The organism is Vibrio sp. V10_P2A27P122, from assembly GCF_963874335.1.
In the GTDB taxonomy this organism is placed as follows: domain Bacteria; phylum Pseudomonadota; class Gammaproteobacteria; order Enterobacterales; family Vibrionaceae; genus Vibrio; species Vibrio anguillarum.
Genome location: NZ_CAWNHY010000276.1, coordinates 1 through 17,554, shown reverse-complemented (window position 1 = coordinate 17,554; position 17,554 = coordinate 1). Strand labels below are relative to the sequence as shown.

At 44.6% G+C, this 17,554-nt stretch carries 14 protein-coding genes; 8 read left to right on the top strand and 6 right to left on the bottom strand.

What is annotated here, in order from left to right; genetic code table 11:
* Both trhP and rdgC read right to left on the bottom strand, forming a co-directional pair.
* Positions 1 to 1,211, bottom strand: a 1,211-nt coding sequence (gene trhP, locus AACQ17_RS14560) for a prephenate-dependent tRNA uridine(34) hydroxylase TrhP (protein ID WP_094167820.1), incomplete at its 3' end; no start/stop codon positions are given.
* Positions 1,212 to 1,373: 162 nt separating this feature from the next.
* The gene (gene rdgC, locus AACQ17_RS14555) at positions 1,374 to 2,288 is read right to left on the bottom strand and encodes a recombination-associated protein RdgC (RefSeq protein ID WP_047689059.1); all 915 of its coding nucleotides are present in this window, start codon (positions 2,286 to 2,288) and stop codon (positions 1,374 to 1,376) included.
* A 190-nt stretch (positions 2,289 to 2,478) separates the two neighbouring features.
* On the opposite strand from rdgC, the gene phoB reads away from it, so the two are divergent.
* The 3 genes from phoB to AACQ17_RS14540 are packed head-to-tail and all read left to right on the top strand — an operon-like array spanning position 2,479 to position 5,446.
* Positions 2,479 to 3,168: a phosphate regulon transcriptional regulator PhoB gene (phoB, locus tag AACQ17_RS14550; protein WP_013857522.1), complete on the top strand. Its 690-nt coding sequence runs from the start codon at positions 2,479 to 2,481 to the stop codon at positions 3,166 to 3,168.
* Positions 3,169 to 3,188: 20 nt separating this feature from the next.
* A complete protein-coding gene (phoR, locus tag AACQ17_RS14545) occupies positions 3,189 to 4,490 on the top strand; it encodes a phosphate regulon sensor histidine kinase PhoR (protein ID WP_013857521.1) in 1,302 nt (433 codons plus the stop codon).
* Positions 4,487 to 5,446: a PstS family phosphate ABC transporter substrate-binding protein gene (locus AACQ17_RS14540; protein ID WP_094147740.1), complete on the top strand. Its 960-nt coding sequence runs from the start codon at positions 4,487 to 4,489 to the stop codon at positions 5,444 to 5,446. The genes phoR and AACQ17_RS14540 overlap by 4 nt, the downstream gene beginning before the upstream one ends.
* A gap of 43 nt (positions 5,447 to 5,489) precedes the next feature.
* On the opposite strand, the gene ppx is transcribed toward AACQ17_RS14540, so the two are convergent.
* Entirely contained in the window at positions 5,490 to 6,995 is a 1,506-nt protein-coding gene (gene ppx / locus AACQ17_RS14535; RefSeq protein WP_017046241.1) for an exopolyphosphatase, read from the bottom strand.
* Positions 6,976 to 9,075, bottom strand: coding sequence for a polyphosphate kinase 1 (gene ppk1, locus AACQ17_RS14530; RefSeq protein WP_094147606.1), 2,100 nt, complete (start codon positions 9,073 to 9,075; stop codon positions 6,976 to 6,978). Before ppk1 ends, ppx begins: the two co-directional genes overlap by 20 nt.
* 249 nt (positions 9,076 to 9,324) lie before the next feature.
* Between ppk1 and AACQ17_RS14525 the strand changes: the two genes are divergently transcribed.
* Genes AACQ17_RS14525 through phoU form a run of 4 tightly spaced genes read left to right on the top strand, consistent with a single transcriptional unit; the run spans position 9,325 to position 14,768 of the window.
* The gene (locus tag AACQ17_RS14525) at positions 9,325 to 11,526 is read left to right on the top strand and encodes an ABC transporter permease subunit (RefSeq protein WP_094132127.1); all 2,202 of its coding nucleotides are present in this window, start codon (positions 9,325 to 9,327) and stop codon (positions 11,524 to 11,526) included.
* A gap of 39 nt (positions 11,527 to 11,565) precedes the next feature.
* Positions 11,566 to 13,212 carry a phosphate ABC transporter permease PstA gene (pstA, locus tag AACQ17_RS14520; RefSeq protein WP_094147607.1) on the top strand — a complete coding sequence of 549 codons (1,647 nt, stop codon included), beginning with the start codon at positions 11,566 to 11,568 and terminating at the stop codon, positions 13,210 to 13,212.
* A 2-nt stretch (positions 13,213 to 13,214) separates the two neighbouring features.
* Positions 13,215 to 14,033 carry a phosphate ABC transporter ATP-binding protein PstB gene (gene pstB, locus AACQ17_RS14515; RefSeq protein WP_010320428.1) on the top strand — a complete coding sequence of 273 codons (819 nt, stop codon included), beginning with the start codon at positions 13,215 to 13,217 and terminating at the stop codon, positions 14,031 to 14,033.
* Positions 14,034 to 14,069: 36 nt separating this feature from the next.
* Positions 14,070 to 14,768 carry a phosphate signaling complex protein PhoU gene (gene phoU, locus AACQ17_RS14510; RefSeq protein ID WP_010320427.1) on the top strand — a complete coding sequence of 233 codons (699 nt, stop codon included), beginning with the start codon at positions 14,070 to 14,072 and terminating at the stop codon, positions 14,766 to 14,768.
* A gap of 66 nt (positions 14,769 to 14,834) precedes the next feature.
* Here phoU and AACQ17_RS14505 read toward each other — a convergent pair whose 3' ends face one another.
* Both AACQ17_RS14505 and AACQ17_RS14500 read right to left on the bottom strand, forming a co-directional pair.
* Entirely contained in the window at positions 14,835 to 15,671 is an 837-nt protein-coding gene (locus AACQ17_RS14505; RefSeq protein WP_094147608.1) for a copper homeostasis protein CutC, read from the bottom strand.
* 157 nt (positions 15,672 to 15,828) lie between these two features.
* Positions 15,829 to 16,440, bottom strand: coding sequence for a peroxiredoxin C (locus tag AACQ17_RS14500; protein WP_010320425.1), 612 nt, complete (start codon positions 16,438 to 16,440; stop codon positions 15,829 to 15,831).
* A gap of 196 nt (positions 16,441 to 16,636) precedes the next feature.
* Between AACQ17_RS14500 and AACQ17_RS14495 the strand changes: the two genes are divergently transcribed.
* Entirely contained in the window at positions 16,637 to 17,539 is a 903-nt protein-coding gene (locus AACQ17_RS14495) for a hydrogen peroxide-inducible genes activator (RefSeq protein WP_013857512.1), read from the top strand.
* Positions 17,540 to 17,554 lie beyond the last annotated feature (15 nt).

Genomic DNA, 17,554 nt, shown 5'->3' with positions numbered 1-17,554 from the left:
ATCAGCTCTAAACTATCACCTAAGATAAACTTGTTTTTAACTTCAACTTCAGCCATTTCACCACGACGTTTACCCGTAAATTCGCCAACAAATTGCTGTGAATCTGAGACTGAATAGCCATAGTCGTAGTTTTGATAAGTATCGTGTGTATGGCGTCGCAAGAAACCTTCGGTATAGCCACGGTGTGCAAGGCTTTCTAACGTGCCCATCAGGCTTTCGTCAAATGGTTTACCTGAAACTGCGTCATCAATTGCTTTGCGGTACACTTGAGCTGTACGAGCGCAATAATAGAAAGATTTAGTACGGCCTTCTATTTTTAATGAATGCACGCCCATTTTCGTCAATCGTTCTACATGCTGTACGGCTCGTAGATCTTTTGAGTTCATAATGTAGGTGCCATGTTCGTCTTCAAAAGCGGCCATCTTCTCTTCTGGACGATGGCTTTCTGAAAGCAAAACCACATCATCAATCGGTTTGCCTAAACCAAGTGTATTATCAGGGCGCTCTTCTTGTATCTCGATAGTTTGAACTGCTACTGGATCAAATTTCTCGACAATTTGACCTGTTTCGTCTTCTTTGGCTGATTCAACTTTGTATTCCCAACGACATGCATTGGTGCATGTTCCTTGGTTTGGATCACGTTTATTAATGTAGCCAGACAATAGACAGCGACCTGAATAAGCCATGCATAATGCGCCATGAACAAAAATTTCGAGTTCGGTCGTTGGACATTGCTCACGAATTTCTTCAATTTCTTCCAACGAAAGTTCGCGTGATAGAATCACTCGTTCAACGCCTTGTGATGCCCAGAACTTAACTGTTGCCCAGTTAACAGCATTGGCTTGAACTGAAAGGTGAATAGGCATTTCAGGAAATGCTTCACGAACCATCATGATAAGCCCAGGGTCAGACATAATGAGCGCATCTGGTCCCATTTCAACCACAGGCTTTAGATCTCGGATGAATGTCTTAAGTTTTGAGTTGTGGGGTTGAATATTACAAACCACGTACAATTTTTTACCCAAAGCATGTGCTTCATCGATACCGATTTGCAGGTTTTCATGGTTAAATTCGTTGTTGCGTACACGAAGGCTATAACGAGGTTGGCCGGCATAAACGGCATCTGCACCGTAAGCAAACGCATAACGCATGTTTTTTAGACTGCCCGCCGGTGATAGTAGCTCGGGGACAAAAGGGGTGTGTGTGCTCATTGTTTTTCTCTAATCTGATCTCAAGTCAGGCCAATACCACCTGATGGTATTGGAGGGGCGCAAATTTTACGTTAAAAATAACCTTATGCCTAGTAGGGATCGTAAGCGATACAAAAAAGCCCAACACTTTTAAGGGTATTGGGCTTTTGCATGATGCTTTTGTTAAGCGTTCGGGTGAGGAAGGCCGCCGAGAACGTCAAATAAGTTAGGCAAAAATGCCGACATTTCACCACACATTAATGAGAAATCGGCATCAAAGCGAGCCGCTTGCTCTTCTCGTGGAATATCTTCATTTTGTTCTTTGAGCTCATCGCTAAATGCCAAACGCTTAATGCTACAATCTTCAGCCAGAATAAAGCTCAGGCGATCTTGCCAGTTCAATGCCAGTTTAGTGACGACTTTATTGGCTTCAATATGGCTTAAGATCTCATCGCTTGTCAGTTCTTGTTTCTTACAACGGATCACTGCGCCATCTTCTAATAACGACTTTAATTCAGCTTCATCCAACAAGCTAAACCCTTGTGGTAGTTCGCCACTTTTAACCCACTGAGTAAGTGTTGTTTCTACCGCTTGTTCTGGGATCGCAGGTACTACGGGTAGGCTACCCATGGTTTTGCGTAGCAGCGCCAAAACGTCTTCAGCTTTTTTGTAGCTTGCGGCATCGACTAAAATGAAGCCTTGCTTGGGTAGGATAAGCACAAAGGTGAGATTGCTGCGGCTAAATGCTCTAGGTAGGAGATCGATGACAATATCTTCCTTGAGGCTTTCCTTCTCCTTTTTCTTGAGAGGTCGCCCTTCTTCCACTTCCATCGCTTCAACTTTGGCATTCAAAGAATCTTTAATGACCGAAGCAGGTAACATCTTTTCTTCTTTTTTCGCGCAGATCAGAATACGGTCTTCAGAAACGTGGGTCATCATGTCGCCGTGTTTACCCATTGCGTTAACCCAACCAAATTTTTGCTTATCTTGGCTGCCGCATGGCGTAAAACGAAATTCGGCCAGTTGTTTTTCGAGCTGATCGGCGTTGAATTCTACATCGCGATTAACACGATAAACCATACAGTTTTTAAACCACATATTCTTTCTCTTACTTAATTAGAAGACGCAACATGATAGGGGATTTGAAAGCTAAAGTCTTAAATCAATTTCAAAATATAATCATGAACTTGATAAGAAACTTATATGAAAAATTGTTTGCAAAGGTCACAAAAGTGTCATAATTGTTTCCCATAATGCATAGCGTTGATTACATAGAAAGGTTATTCAAATGTCTAGAAGGATTCTGGTTGTTGAAGACGAAGCACCCATTCGCGAAATGTTGTGTTTCGTGCTTGAGCAAAAAGGTTATCAAGCTGTTGAAGCGGAAGATTACGACACGGCGGTGAGTAAACTGGCTGAACCCTTTCCCGATCTTGTGTTATTAGATTGGATGTTGCCCGGCGGGAGTGGTATCAACTTTATTAAGCATATGAAGCGTGAAGAATTAACACGTAACATTCCTGTTGTGATGTTAACCGCCCGTGGTGAAGAAGAAGATAAAGTTCGTGGCCTTGAAGTGGGTGCGGATGATTACATAACCAAACCTTTTTCGCCTAAAGAGTTAGTAGCTCGTTTGAAAGCGGTTATCCGACGCGTCACACCGACAGCACTGGAAGATGTGATCGACGTGCAAGGATTGAAGTTAGATCCTGTCTCTCATCGAGTAACGGCTAATGATAATGCCTTAGAGATGGGGCCGACGGAATTCAAAATGCTACACTTCTTTATGACGCACCAAGAACGCGTCTATAGCCGTGAGCAGTTATTGAACAATGTGTGGGGTACCAACGTTTATGTTGAAGACCGCACTGTCGATGTTCATATACGCCGTCTGAGAAAAGCGTTAGAAGAGGCTGGCCACGATAAATTAATTCAAACAGTACGTGGTGCCGGTTATCGCTTTTCATCCAGAACATAAAGGATTAATTAAGGTACGAAATGGTTGAACGTTTAACGTGGAAAAGGCTGGCTTGGGAGCTGGCTTTTTTTTACTCTCCTTGGATTATCGTTGGCTGGATCTTTGGCCATATGGCTTGGCTGCTGCTAGCGGCTACGGCGTTGCAACTGATTTGGCATTTGCATAACCAAATGCGCTTGTCGGCTTGGTTGTGGGATGAAAAACGTTTAACGCCGCCTTCCGGGACTGGAAATTGGGAATACCTGTTTAATGGGATTTATCGTTTACAGCAACGCCAACGTAAAAAACGCAAAGAACTGACCAATTTGATCCGCCGCTTTCGTAACGGGGCTGAATCGCTACCCGATGCGGTGGTGGTGTTCCGTGACGAAGGGAACATTGTTTGGTGTAACCGACTTGCACAACACCTGCTCGGTTTTCGCTGGCCAGATGATGCAGGTCAACCTATCTCAAATTTATTGCGTGCCCCTGATTTTATCAAATATCTGCAAAAAGATGATTTCACAGAACCACTTGAAATGCGCTCTCCACTTAATGTTGAGCGCATGTTAGAGCTGCGTATTGTGCCTTACACAGAAGGTGAGCATTTGATGGTTGTGCGTGATGTCACTCAATTGAAACAGTTAGAAGGCATGCGCCGAAATTTCTTTGCTAACGTTTCTCATGAACTGAGAACGCCGATGACGGTGTTGCAAGGGTATCTTGAAATGACAGAAGACCCTGACATGCTGGTAGGGCCTATGTGGCCTAAGGCACATGGAGTGATGACTGAGCAGTTAAACCGTATGAACAGTTTAGTCAATCAACTGCTGACGTTGTCAAAAATTGAAGCGGCGCCTATGCATGAGTTGGATGAAGTGGTTGATGTTCCGGCTATGTTGGAAGTACTTGAAAAAGAAGCGATCAGTTTAAGTGGCGATCATCATCACCGACTGCATTTTGATGTCGATAAGCGACTTAAAGTATTGGCCGATGAAGATCAACTGCGCAGTGCTATATCAAACCTTGTTTATAACGCCGTCAAATATACGCCTCCGGGAGCGGAAATTAATGTGCGTTGGTATCAAAACGCGCAAGGTGCTTGTTTAGACGTGGTGGATAAAGGGGAAGGGATTGAGCCACAGCATTTACATCGTTTAACGGAACGTTTTTATCGTGTAGATAAAGCACGTTCGCGAGATACTGGAGGAAGTGGGCTTGGGCTCGCGATTGTTAAGCATGCATTGTCACATCATGACACGCATTTGCAGATTCACAGTGAAGTGGGTGTTGGCAGCAAATTCTCTTTTATTTTGCCTAAACGTTTGGTTGTGCTGTCATGATACATCGCATATTTACAGCCTTTCTCTATTTTTACTTGCTGGTTACCACGAACGCCGTGATCGCTCAGCCGCTCGTGGATTACTCAAAAACTAACGGTGTTGCTGGTAGTTTACTTTCAGTGGGGTCAGACACCCTGGCAGGAATGACGACGCTCTGGGTTGAAGAGTTTAAGACGATCTACCCCAATATCAATGCTCAAGTTCAAGCCTCAGGTTCTTCCACTGCTCCTCCTGCTTTAACTGAAGGAACGGCGCAATTTGGCCCAATGAGTCGACCGATGCGTGGTCGTGAGATTGAAGCATTTGAACGCGCACACGGTTATAAGCCGACGGCATTGCGGGTTGCGATAGATGCCATTGGTATTTTTGTACATCGAGATAATTCAATCAAAGGGCTTAATTTTACTCAATTAGACAGTATTTTCTCATCCACGTTGCGCTGCGGTGCAACACAACCGATCAATACTTGGGCGCAATTGGGCGTTGATGAGGATTGGGCTAAGCGAGGAATTCAACTGTTTGGCCGAAATTCGGTGTCGGGAACTTATGGCTATTTCAAACAAAATGCACTGTGTGGTGGCGATTTCAAAAAGGGAGTAAACGAGCAGCCGGGATCGGCATCGGTTGTACAATCGGTTGCTTCGTCGATCAACACTATCGGTTATTCTGGTGTTGGTTATCAGGTTTCTGGTGTGAAATTGATTCCGATAGCCAAACAAGGCGATCAGTTTATTGCCGCAAGTTATGAAAATATTCTATCAGGTGCTTATCCGTTATCTCGCTATTTGTATGTGTATGTGAATAAACATCCTAATCAGGATCTGCCACCCATGCAGCGAGAATTTATCCGTTTCATTTTTTCTAAGCAAGGACAAGCGATCGTTGGGAAAGATGGTTATGTGCCTGTCAGTGCCGAGTTTGCTTTGCAAGAACTAGCCAAAGTGGGCATAAAATAACGAGCTGTTCGCTCGCTATTTTTTTAATCAAACCCAATTCAAATTAAACATTGAGCTGCCAACCGACACTTCGCCAATACTGTTGTTCGCACATCAGATCCGCATGTAATAATTTATTATTTTCTAACCAATTGGCGTCTTCACATTCTAGTTTCCACTCATCATCTTTTGCACTGAGCGTTAACTCAGGAAGAGGATCATCATTACGTTGGCTATTGACAACAATCGCTAAACGCAACACGCGGATGAGGCCAATGATGTGCTTTTTCTTAAACAGCGTAAAATCATTCATTTCTTGCAGCTTGAGGGATTTGCGTTGAAAGCGTGCTAAGGTCGACAGCACTTGCTGTTGCTCGCTGTTAAAACCGGGCATGTTGGTGTGACGCAGAATATAAGCAGAGTGTCGGTGAAAGCCTTGTAAGTTGATGCTCAATCCCACCTCATGCAATAACGCTCCCCATTCCAAAAGATCAAACAGTTCGCTGCCTTTTTTCAATCCTAGCTCTGGGGTCACATTCTGTAGAAACTCTTTTGCATGGCCTTTGACTTTAGCGGCATGCTCTAAGTCAACTAGATGTTTCATCGCGAGGTTTTCAGTGGTGCGTAAACGGATATCGGAATACTTGAAGCGATCTTCCATCTCATAAAGCAAGCCTTCTCGTAATGCACCATCAGAAAAATGCATCTCTTTCACACGCAGCGATTTTAAAACCGCGCTTAAAATGGCAACTCCCGCAGCAAAAACGGGTTTTCTATCGTCAGTCAACGCGCTGAGTTCGATCTCATCAATACTTTGCCATTCACAGAGTTTTTCAATGAGTTTATTGACTCGCTCAAGCGTGATGATGCCATCATCAAAGCCCAAACCAATCAGTACTTCGTGAATGGCTTTGATGGTTCCTGACGAGCCGAAGGCGACTTCCCACCCTTTTTTGCGATATTTCGCCGCAATAGATTCGATTTTTTGCTCGGCGGCTAATATCGCATGAGCGAAGTTTCTGCTTGAAAGCCTACCATCAGCGAAGTAACGGTCGGTATAGCTGACGCATCCCATTTGCTTGCTGTTGATTAGGTCTGGATCAAACCCTTGGCCAATCACCATCTCGGTACTGCCGCCACCGATATCCACCACCAACATAGACGCTGCTTGAGGTTGAGTATGTGCCACGCCTAAATAAATTAAGCGTGCTTCCTCAGCTCCGGGAATGATTTCAATAGGGAAAGGCAGTACCTGTTTGGCTCGTTGTAAGAATGTATGAGCATTATTGGCTTGACGCAGCGTATGCGTGGCCGCGATGCGCACGTTTTCAGGTTCGAAACCTTGCAACCGCTCGGCAAACATCGCTAAGCATTCAAGCCCTCGCTCTATGGCATCGGCATCCAAATTTTTTTGTTCATCTAACCCAGCCGCCAAGCGTACACGTTGCTTATGGCGGCTCACCAGTTGCAGATCTTGATCGACGACTTTGGCCACCACCATATGAAAGCTGTTAGAGCCTAAATCGATGGCCGCAATATCGCGAATAGTATTAGTTGGGTTGATTGTCATGTAAGGGTTCTTTGCTCTTTCTGGTCTGTCTTTCTACATTCTTAAGATAGTCGTAGATGGCAAATTGTGAACGCACTTTTTTACGGTTACCACGTTCTACATAATTATTGCTCATCTCTTTGTCTATCCAGCGCGCTTTCACTGTATCGGTAAATTGTAAATTCATAATGTCAATCATACGCTGTTTCAAACGTGGGTCACGAATTGGTGTCGTTACTTCGATACGATGATCGATATTGCGCGTCATCCAGTCGGCAGAGGAGATATACACCAGCGGGTTGCCATCATTGTGCGTAATAATGACACGAGGGTGTTCCAAAAAGCGATCAACGATGCTGATGATTTTGATATTGTCACTCACGCCCTCAATTCCCGGAACCAGCGAACACATGCCCCGGACGATCATCTTAATTTGTACGCCCGCGCTGCTTGCGCCATACAGTTTATTGATTAACCCTTTATCCACTAAGTTATTTAACTTTAAAGTGATTGCGGCTTTTTTGCCAAGTTTCACATTGGCGATTTCACTGTCGATTAATCGATAAAGCTGAATACGAGAGTTTCTTGGCGACACAATGAGATGGCTAAATTTAACTGGGCGGTAAGGGTTTTCAATATAGCCAAACACGTTTCGTACTTCGGTAGCAATTTCATTGTCGGCGGTCAGGAGTGAAAAGTCCGTATAGATACGGGCGGTTTTTTCATGGAAGTTGCCCGTGCCTACGTGTGCGTAGCGAACGATATTATCCTGTTCTTTGCGGCTAATGAGTAGCAATTTAGAGTGAATTTTTAATCCGGGAGCCCCGAAAATTACTTGGACCCCCGCTTCGGTTAAAATACGTGACCATTCAATGTTGGCTTCTTCATCAAACCGTGCTTGTAACTCAACCACTACCACTACTCGTTTGCCATTGTGTACCGCATCGACGAGCGAGTTCATTAGGCGAGAATCTTTGGCAACACGATAAATATTGATTTTGATGCTGATCACTTTGGGATCAAACGACGCTTGTCTTACCAACTCGGTAATGTGTTCAAATGAGTGGTAAGGATAGTGAAGTAGAATATCCTGAGCGCGAATCGCATCAAATGCATTGGCAAAACCTTCAAAGTCAGCACATTGCATGGGTGGTAGCGGCTTGTTTTCTAAATAGTCACGCCCCACGTTTGGGAACCCAATAAAATCTTTAAAGTTATGGTAACGACCACCAGGAAGAAGGCTATCATAGTGCGATATTTTGAGTTTTTCGCACAAAAATTTAAGCATTTTTGTCGGCATTTCTCGTTCATAAACAAAGCGTACGGGCATAGCACTTAAGCGTTGATTCAACCCTTCTGACATCTGTTCTAACAAACTGTATTCGACTTCCCGTCGCAAGTCATATTCCGCATCACGTGTCATTTTCATCGCGTAACCCGTGAGCTCTTCATAGTCAAAAAATCCGCGGAAAATCTCATCTAGGCAGTGGCGAATGATGTTGTCCAATAAGATGATGGTTTTGCGGCGTTTGCCCTTTTGCTCCGGCACCATGACAAAGCGCGGTAGGTGGTCTGTCGGGATTTCAATCAGCGCATATTGGCTGCGGTCATTGTGTTTGAGATCAACGGCAATGTAGGCGTATTCATCTTTCAAAAATTGCATGACATCAATGTCGTCAGTCATGAGCAGCGGTGTAATATGCGGGCGCACTTCTTTATGGAAATACTTAGTGATCCATTTTTTCTGAGTCTCATCCAACTGCGTTTCATTAACCAAGAAGATACGGCGACGTGCCATTTCTAAAATAAGCTCATTATAGAGATTGTCGAAATCTTGGTTGAGTTTGAACGCCTTACTTTGCATTCGTGTCAGCAAATGCTTGGTAGTATCGTTACCACCACGTTCTCGGTTGATCAAAATTTGCCGTTTTACATCGGAAAAGCGAACTTTATAGAACTCATCCAGATTGTTAGAAAAAATACCTAAAAACCGTATTCTCTCGATTAAAGGCACGGTTTTATCTGCGGCTTCTTGCAATACGCGTTCATTAAACGAAAGCCAGCTCAATTCCTTGTCGATATACAACTTGTCCGTACTCATTCATGTTACCTTTTAACTCAATTGACGTTTTTTACTGACTCACCCTCTGTGTGCTGATTGTGCGATTCTGCACAGCAATCAATTCGGGTATTGATGATTATGCAAACTATGCCTTTTATGTGACATTTTTATTTCAAGTAGGCAAGTTGAGTATAGTTGTTTTATTTTCAGTCGTTTATTGCGAGTTGTAATATACTTGTCACGAAAATTACATATTATACGCAGACAGGAAAAAGGGTAGAGAGAGCAATGGCACCAAGTGAATTTTCATTGAAGGAACGTGACAGAAAACGGTTGATAAAAGACCGTTTGGTTCGCCTTGCAGTGAGTTTTGGTGGCGTGAGTGTACTTGGCGCTTTAGTGCTGATTTTTGTCTATCTTGCGATGGTTGTTTTCCCTCTTTTTGGTAGCGCAAAAATTGAAAGGAACGTGGCGCAAGTGAGTATAACCACTTCCAATCCTCAATTTTTGGCCATAGATGAATACGGCGAGAATGCCTTTGTTGTTGACCTTGACGGCAGCATGAACTTTTGGCCCTTGGACGGCAAAACGGAACACGCATTGTGGTCGGATAGTCTCCCCATTCGCGTTGATCTTTTTAGCCAAGCTCCCCCGCTGGATGGGTGGTTTGCCGCTAGCAATGTGGCGGGAGAGGTCTTTATTGCTCGCCCTAAATTCAGTTATCTGCATAGCGTGGAAGGTCGCCAGTTTTCTCCTTATCTTGAGCGCGTCAGTTTACCCTCTACATTTCGGCTGACTCATAAAACGCAAACGTTACGCCAGTTTGCCTTCGCTGTTACTGATGAGGCACTTTTCTTCGCTTCTTATCTCGATAATGATGAGGTGATAGTACAAACCTTAACGAGTGATAACGTCGAGCCAATTCAGCGCTTTGTGTTTCAAGGCTCATTTCCTTCTTTGGACCAATTGCTTTTTACGCCAGATGGTAAAACGCTTTATCTTCGCTCAGGGTCCGAATTGGTTGTTGCCGTTAAGAGTCGTCAAGGTTATTTCGTGCGAGAAGTGGTTGATTTAAGCCAAGGTAATTCCGATCGAGCCGTGACACAAATCAACTTATTGTCCGGTGCTTATTCGCTACTGGTGACTCACCGTAACGGCTTAGTGTCACAATGGTTTGATGTGCTGCAAAATGAAGAACGTCAACTGACGCAGATTCGTAAGTTTAAATTAGCGCCGCAGGTGACGCTGTTACTGCCGGATACTTATCGCAAAGGTTTTTACAGTTTCTACCCTAATGGCACAATCCAAAGTCATTATACGACCAGTGAAAAACTGGTGTTGTTTGAGAGGATGTACAACAAAGCCCCTCAATTGGCCGCCATGTCCAATAATGAGCTTTATCTCGCTACGTTAAGCGAGCAGAAGATCAGCGTGGCAAAAGTGGATAATGATTATCCTGAAATATCACTCTCGTCATTGTGGCAAAAAGTGTGGTACGAAAGTTATCCAGAGCCTCAATATGTGTGGCAATCGACGTCAGCGAACGATGAATTTGAGCCTAAGTTTAGCCTAGTACCGATAGCCTTTGGCACTCTTAAGGCCGCAGCATACGCAATGTTATTTGCAATACCGATTGCGGTGTTTGGCGCGATTTACACGGCTTATTTTATGTCACCGAGAATGCGCCGAGTGGTGAAGCCGTCGATTGAATTGATGGAAGCGTTACCAACCGTCATTATTGGTTTTTTAGCGGGGTTGTGGTTTGCACCATTAATTGAAAGCCATCTCGCGGCGGTCGGAGCGCTGCTGCTATTTTTACCCATTGTGATGTTACTCGTTGGGCTAGGTTGGCACCTGTTACCGAGAGCATGGGTGCGAAATTTTTCAAATGGGTGGCACGCATTGATACTAATCCCCGTATTAGTCGTTAGTGCAGTGGTTATCTTTTCGTATAGCAGCCAAATTGAAGTTTGGCTATTTGATGGCGATATTCAGATTTATCTCGCGCAAAACGGCATCGATTTTGATCAGCGTAATGCGCTGGTGGTTGGTTTTGCGATGGGCTTTGCCGTCATTCCAACCATTTTCACTATTGCGGAAGATGCGATCTTTTCCGTACCTAAACATCTTTCTGATGGGTCATTAGCATTAGGCGCAACACCTTGGCAGACATTAACCAAAGTCGTGTTGTTAACGGCAAGTCCTGGCATATTCTCGGCGATCATGATGGGTTTGGGGCGAGCCGTCGGAGAAACAATGATCGTTCTTATGGCGACGGGTAATACACCCATTTTAGATTGGAATATTTTAGAAGGGATGCGCACCTTATCGGCAACGATTGCGGTTGAGTTACCAGAGTCGGAAGTGGGGAACTCCCATTATCGGTTGCTTTTTTTAGCGGCACTATTGCTACTCATGTTCACCTTTTGTGTGAACTCGATTGCTGAATGGGTCAGACAAAGGTTGCGTGCCAAATATCGCGCTTTGTAATCAAGGTGCTTTGTAATCAATTGGGAAAAATCATCACAAATGTTTAAGTGGTTTCAATCAGGTTCACCTTGGATATGGTTAACAGGCGGTGCTGTCAGCATCAGCCTGATTTCGGTATTGGGCTTGCTCCTATTTATTGGTTGGAAAGGATTAACCTATTTTTGGCCGACGCCACTTTATCAATGGCAAACTCAAGAGGGGCAAGCACTGGTTGGTCAGCTCTACTCTGAGGAAAATGTGCCATTAACACACTTAAGAGCGTTAGATATTACATGGCCCAAAGCCATACTGGATGTTGGGGAAGTGAAGCGGCTCAGTATCAAAGTCGCTAACCGAGAGCGAAATCATGCGGACTTTGTTTCGATACTGGATGTTAAACTGTCGGATAAACAAATGCCTAGCGGGTGGGCGGTAATAGAACGTAAGAGTAACGGACAGTTTTATGGCAAGCCGATTGCTTATGTGCAAACCGATGGAAGCGAGAGTTCGGATGTTCAAACCATGCTCGCTGCAGGAATGCAGGATGTCGCGTTATTGAGAGAGCAAATTGACGATGTGATTGACCAAGAGATCAGAGTCATTGGCTTTGCCGCCGAAAAATTACGTTTAGAGAAGCGTCGTAAAGAACTCAATGGAAAGCTAGAACGAACCTATTTAGATCACTATTTTCATAAAAAGCAGGATTTGGATAGCCAATTAGCTATTGCCGAACAAAAGTTAGATGCGCTGCGCCAGCAAATGAATGGGCCGTCGTTGATTGTTGAAGAGATGAGTGGGCAACGAGTGGCGATTCCACTTAGCCAAATTCTCGATATTTGGTATCCCAATGATATGACTTTGGGGCAAAAATTGGTCCAGTGGGGAAAGCAGGTGTGGCTCTTCCTATCAGAAGATCCCCGAGAATCGAACTCTGAAGGTGGCGTATTTCCAGCCATCTTTGGTACCGTGCTGTTGGTGTTGTTGATGTCGATTATCGTCATGCCACTTGGTGTTGTAGCGGCTATTTATTTGCACGAATACGCAAAAGAGAATCTGTTTACTCGTATCATTCGTGTTGCGGTTATCAACCTTGCTGGTGTGCCATCGATTGTTTATGGGGTATTTGGTCTTGGTTTTTTTGTTTACACCATAGGCTCATCGATTGATACGCTACTCTATAGCGAAAGGTTACCAGCCCCCACTTTTGGTACGCCTGGCTTACTGTGGTCGGCGCTCACATTAGCGGTGTTAACTCTACCCGTAGTGATTGTGACGACGGAAGAAGGGTTAACACGGATTCCCAGCGCAGTACGCCATGGCTCGTTAGCATTGGGCGCTACCCATTTTGAGACGATTTGGCGCATAGTATTGCCGATGGCAAGCCCTGCGATTATTACTGGGCTTATTCTCGCCATTGCGCGAGCTGCGGGTGAGGTTGCCCCTTTGATGCTGGTGGGTGTGGTCAAACTGGCGTCAAGTTTGCCTGTGGATGGCGAATTTCCCTTTGTACATCTTGAGCGAAAATTCATGCACTTAGGTTTTCATATTTACGATGTTGGTTTCCAAACGACCAACATCGAAGCGGCTAGGCCACTGGTGTACGCCACTTCATTTTTATTGGTGACAGTGATTGTGGCACTGAATTTAACGGCCATCAGTATCCGCAATAACTTGCGTGAGAAATATCGAACGTTAGGGCAAGATTAATTATGTTTTCCATCAATCAAACTTTGGGTTATCACGCCCCGTTAGATGTCAATAATCTGAGCGATCAACAAACGGCGATTGCGATTGAAGATCTGAATCTGTTCTATAAACAGACTTGTGCGCTGAGCCATATCTCAATGCGTATTCCCAAAGGACAAGTAACGGCGTTTATCGGCCCTTCCGGTTGTGGTAAGTCAACCTTACTGCGCTGTATTAACCGGATGAACGATCTGGTCGAAGGGTGTCGAGTTGAAGGTGAAGTCAAACTTCATGGTAGAAACGTCTATCACCCAGATGTAGATGTTGCCACGTTGCGCCGCCGAGTGGGGATGGTATTCCAACGACCTAACCCATTTCCGAAATCCATTTATGAAAACGTGGTGTATGGGCTTCGTCTACAAGGAATTAAAAATAGCCGTACTTTAGATGACTCCGTTGAGCGAGCTTTAAGAGCCGCTGCGTTATGGGATGAAGTGAAGCATCGCCTACATGAAAATGCATTTGGCCTTTCGGGTGGGCAGCAGCAACGCTTAGTGATCGCCAGAGCGATTGCTATTGAGCCAGAGGTGCTGTTGCTTGATGAGCCAACGTCCGCGTTAGACCCTATTTCTACTTTGACCATCGAAGAGTTGATTAACGATCTCAAAACCAAATACACAGTGGTGATTGTGACGCATAACATGCAACAAGCGGCAAGAGTGAGCGACCATACGGCTTTTATCCATATGGGAAAATTGATTGAGTATGCGGATACTGACTCTATTTTCACCTCCCCATTGAAAAAACAGACGGAAGACTATATTACTGGTCGATATGGTTAATACTTTCGTCAATAGCGATATTCAAAAGGAACGATGATGCATCTAGGTCGCCACATTTCAGGACAGTTCAATGTTGAACTTGAATCGATTCGCACTCATGTATTGACGATGGGCGGGCTGGTGGAGCAACAACTCTCTTTTGCGATGCAAGCATTGCATAAAGATGATGCCGATTTGGCCAGAAAAGTCGTTCGGGATGATCACAAAGTGAATGCGATGGAAGTCTCTATTGATGAGGCTTGCACGCGTATTATCGCTAAGCGACAACCGACAGCCAAGGATCTGCGCTTGATCATGGCGATCATCAAAACCATTACCGACCTTGAGCGAATTGGTGATGTTGCCACCAAAATTGCCTACGTCACTATCGAAAGCCCTTCACCTAAAGAGAGCAAATTTCGAGTTTCTCTTGAACCTTTATGCCGGCAAGCCATTGCAATGTTGCACCAAGTGTTAGACGCTTTTGCGCGGATGGATCTTGAATCGGCTGCTGAAGTGTACCGCTTGGATGACAAGCTGGATGCCGAATACGAAGCAGTGATCCGCCAACTGATGACCTATATGATGGAAGACCCTAAAAATATCCCACATATATTACAAGTCATGTGGTCTGCACGAGCCATCGAACGCGTGGGCGATCGCTGCCAGAATATCTGCGAATACATCATCTATTTTGTCAAAGGTAAGGATGTGCGCCACTTAGGTAAACAATCGATTGATGACATCCTCAAATAGCCTTTTAGATAAAGTAAGGTGAAGGAAAGTTATTCACCTTACATCAAGACATAACGGTCGCCGAAGTTAAGAAAGCTGGCGTAATACCTCTTGGATTTTAGCCGGATCGGTAATTGGGATTAAGGTGTCATCGACAGACTCTTGGCCCATTTTCACCGCATTGGCGATCATATCCATGCTACTTGCACGCGTGGTTTTGCCGGACAAATGCACTTCAGTGATGCCCGTTTCACGGATAATGTCAGTCACGTTTGATGCGTTTAAGCCAGCCCCAGCCATAATAGAGAATCGACCATTCGCCAGTTTCACCATGTGTGCAATTACGGCTCGTCCTGCATAGGCATCTGGCGCTAACCCGGAAGTAAGTACACGCTCACACCCTAATTTTGCAATGTCTTCAATCGCTTGTTCATAGCTGTGGCATTGATCAATCGCACGGTGGAAAGTGGTACCCAATCCTTGCGCGGCTTGCATCATCAGTAAGCTTGCTTCAAGGTTGATGGTGCGATTCGGATTCAAAATACCAAAGACGATGCCGTCTAGTCCCGCCTGTTTTGCCATCTCGATATCGATCAACATCGAATCGAGATCATCCTGATCATAAAGAAAGTCGCCTTGACGCGGACGAATCATCGCGTAAACAGGAACGCTCGATATTTGCGCGGCCTTTTTCATTAAACCAAAGCTGGGCGTCAGTCCACCCAATGCGAGCGACGAACACAATTCAATGCGAGTAGCCCCGCCTTTAATGGCGTTGTGTAGCGATTCAATATTATCAATACACACTTCAACTTGAATATTCATAGCAAAATCCTGCTGGAAAAATTTGGTTAATGTTAGCAAGTTAGAGTAGTGACGTCTGTGTGATTGAGGTGAGAAATAGGGGTAAAGTTTACCAATCAATGCTGCCTCATTTTCGCTAAATGAACGACAACGAAAAAGCCCAAAGCGTTAGCTTTGGGCTTGGATAAGGACTTTACTTCTTAACTGATTGGCGATGCGTTTTACGCTTTATTATATGTCCAACCATTGACCCGATTTGAGCGCGGGCTAAGGAGAATTATTTCTTGCCTAGGTCGTCTGAGTGCTCAGCTAGGAATGCTGCAACACCTTTTGGAGATGCATCCATACCGGCTTTGCCTTCTTCCCACTGTGCTGGGCACACTTCACCATTCTTTTGGTGGAAGTTAAGCGCATCAACCATACGTAGCATTTCGTCGATGTTACGGCCTAGTGGTAGGTCGTTCACAACTTGGTGACGTACAAGACCATCTTCGTCGATGAGGAAAGAACCACGGAAAGCAACGCCTGCTTCTGGGTGCTCAACATCGTACGCTTTACAGATTTCGTGCTTCACGTCAGCGATTAGCGGGTATTTTACTTGGCCAATGCCACCGTTTTCGATAGCGGTATTACGCCATGCGTTGTGAGAGAATTGAGAATCGATAGATACACCGATTACTTCAACGCCTTTCGCTTGGAAATCTTCGAAGCGTTTGTCAAAAGCGATAAGCTCTGATGGGCAAACGAAAGTGAAGTCTAGTGGGTAGAAGAAAACAACCGCTTTCTTACCTTTAGTAAATTCTGCGAAGTTGAAGCTATCAACGATTTCACCGTTACCAAGAACAGCTGCTGCAGTAAAATCAGGGGCTTTACGACCAACTAGTACCATTTTTTTGCTCCTAAGAATAAGGTTTAGTTCCAAACCAGTGATGAGCACTGGTCCAGTCCGTTTTTGAACGAGACAAACTATAGTACAGATTGTAGGATAGTAAAAAGCGAAATAAATAGATTAGTCTCATCGAAAAAAGCGATGAGCTCTAATGACGGAATCAGAAACGGCACTCAAATAAGATAGTAGTAGAACGATGAATAAATGGCCCAGTTTGAAGCAGTTGCACTATTTAGTAACACTCTACGAAACACGGCACTTTAGTGATGCCGCTGAACGTTGTTTTGTTAGTCAATCTACCCTAAGTAAAGGGATCCAAAATTTAGAGGAATTAATAGGTTGCCCGCTTTATGAAAAGGATAAGAAAGCTCCGTTAGTGTTTACTCAAGCGGGAGAGCTGGTTGTTAGCCAAGGAAGAGAGTTACTTGCCAAAGGACAAGATTTAGTGGAACTCGGCAAGGTTTGCCAAGGCGATGAGATGCAAGGTCAGCTTAAGCTGGGTTGTATTCCAACCATTGCTCCATTTTTACTGTGTGATTTAGTGCAAGAAGTGAATGTCCGCTTTCCGAAGTTGAACTTATTATTACGAGAAGATACGACGACGAACCTTTTGGCTGCACTGCGTCATGGAGAGCTTGATGTGTTGATTTTGGCTTTGCCTGTCGATATCGGCAAAATGGAGAGCCGAGTCGTGGGGATTGATCCATTCAAAATGGTGATCAGCCGTCATCAAATGGATAGCATCCGTGTGCCAATCAAGTATGCTGACCTGCCTGATGAATCGGTGTTTTTGCTCGAAAATGTGCACTGTTTAACGGATCATGCTGTGTCGGCTTGCAAGTTGACCGCCAAAGAGAAAATTAATCCATTTACCGCAACCAGTTTACATACCTTAGTGCAGATGGTCGCCAATGGTTTAGGGACGACTTTCATTCCACAAATGGCAATCAATCATGGCTTAGTTGAAAACCAAAATTTAGTGGTCATCGAGCCTCCTGGCCAGCAAGCGTATCGAGAGATTGGTTTAGTCTGGCGGCCAAGTTCATCGCGAACTCACACTTTTAAGCAGTTAGCGGATGTGGTTTCTGGTTTACTTTAGCAATTAGTCTTACTC

What these genes read in the sequence shown, in the direction of transcription:
- rdgC (WP_047689059.1), bottom strand. Translation starts at nt 2,288, where the DNA reads ATGTGGTTTAAAAACTGTATGGTTTATCGTGTTAATCGCGATGTAGAA.
- phoB (WP_013857522.1), top strand. Translation starts at nt 2,479, where the DNA reads ATGTCTAGAAGGATTCTGGTTGTTGAAGACGAAGCACCCATTCGCGAA.
- phoR (WP_013857521.1), top strand. Translation starts at nt 3,189, where the DNA reads ATGGTTGAACGTTTAACGTGGAAAAGGCTGGCTTGGGAGCTGGCTTTT.
- AACQ17_RS14540 (WP_094147740.1), top strand. Translation starts at nt 4,487, where the DNA reads ATGATACATCGCATATTTACAGCCTTTCTCTATTTTTACTTGCTGGTT.
- ppx (WP_017046241.1), bottom strand. Translation starts at nt 6,995, where the DNA reads ATGACAATCAACCCAACTAATACTATTCGCGATATTGCGGCCATCGAT.
- ppk1 (WP_094147606.1), bottom strand. Translation starts at nt 9,075, where the DNA reads ATGAGTACGGACAAGTTGTATATCGACAAGGAATTGAGCTGGCTTTCG.
- AACQ17_RS14525 (WP_094132127.1), top strand. Translation starts at nt 9,325, where the DNA reads ATGGCACCAAGTGAATTTTCATTGAAGGAACGTGACAGAAAACGGTTG.
- pstA (WP_094147607.1), top strand. Translation starts at nt 11,566, where the DNA reads ATGTTTAAGTGGTTTCAATCAGGTTCACCTTGGATATGGTTAACAGGC.
- pstB (WP_010320428.1), top strand. Translation starts at nt 13,215, where the DNA reads ATGTTTTCCATCAATCAAACTTTGGGTTATCACGCCCCGTTAGATGTC.
- phoU (WP_010320427.1), top strand. Translation starts at nt 14,070, where the DNA reads ATGCATCTAGGTCGCCACATTTCAGGACAGTTCAATGTTGAACTTGAA.
- AACQ17_RS14500 (WP_010320425.1), bottom strand. Translation starts at nt 16,440, where the DNA reads ATGGTACTAGTTGGTCGTAAAGCCCCTGATTTTACTGCAGCAGCTGTT.
- AACQ17_RS14495 (WP_013857512.1), top strand. Translation starts at nt 16,637, where the DNA reads ATGAATAAATGGCCCAGTTTGAAGCAGTTGCACTATTTAGTAACACTC.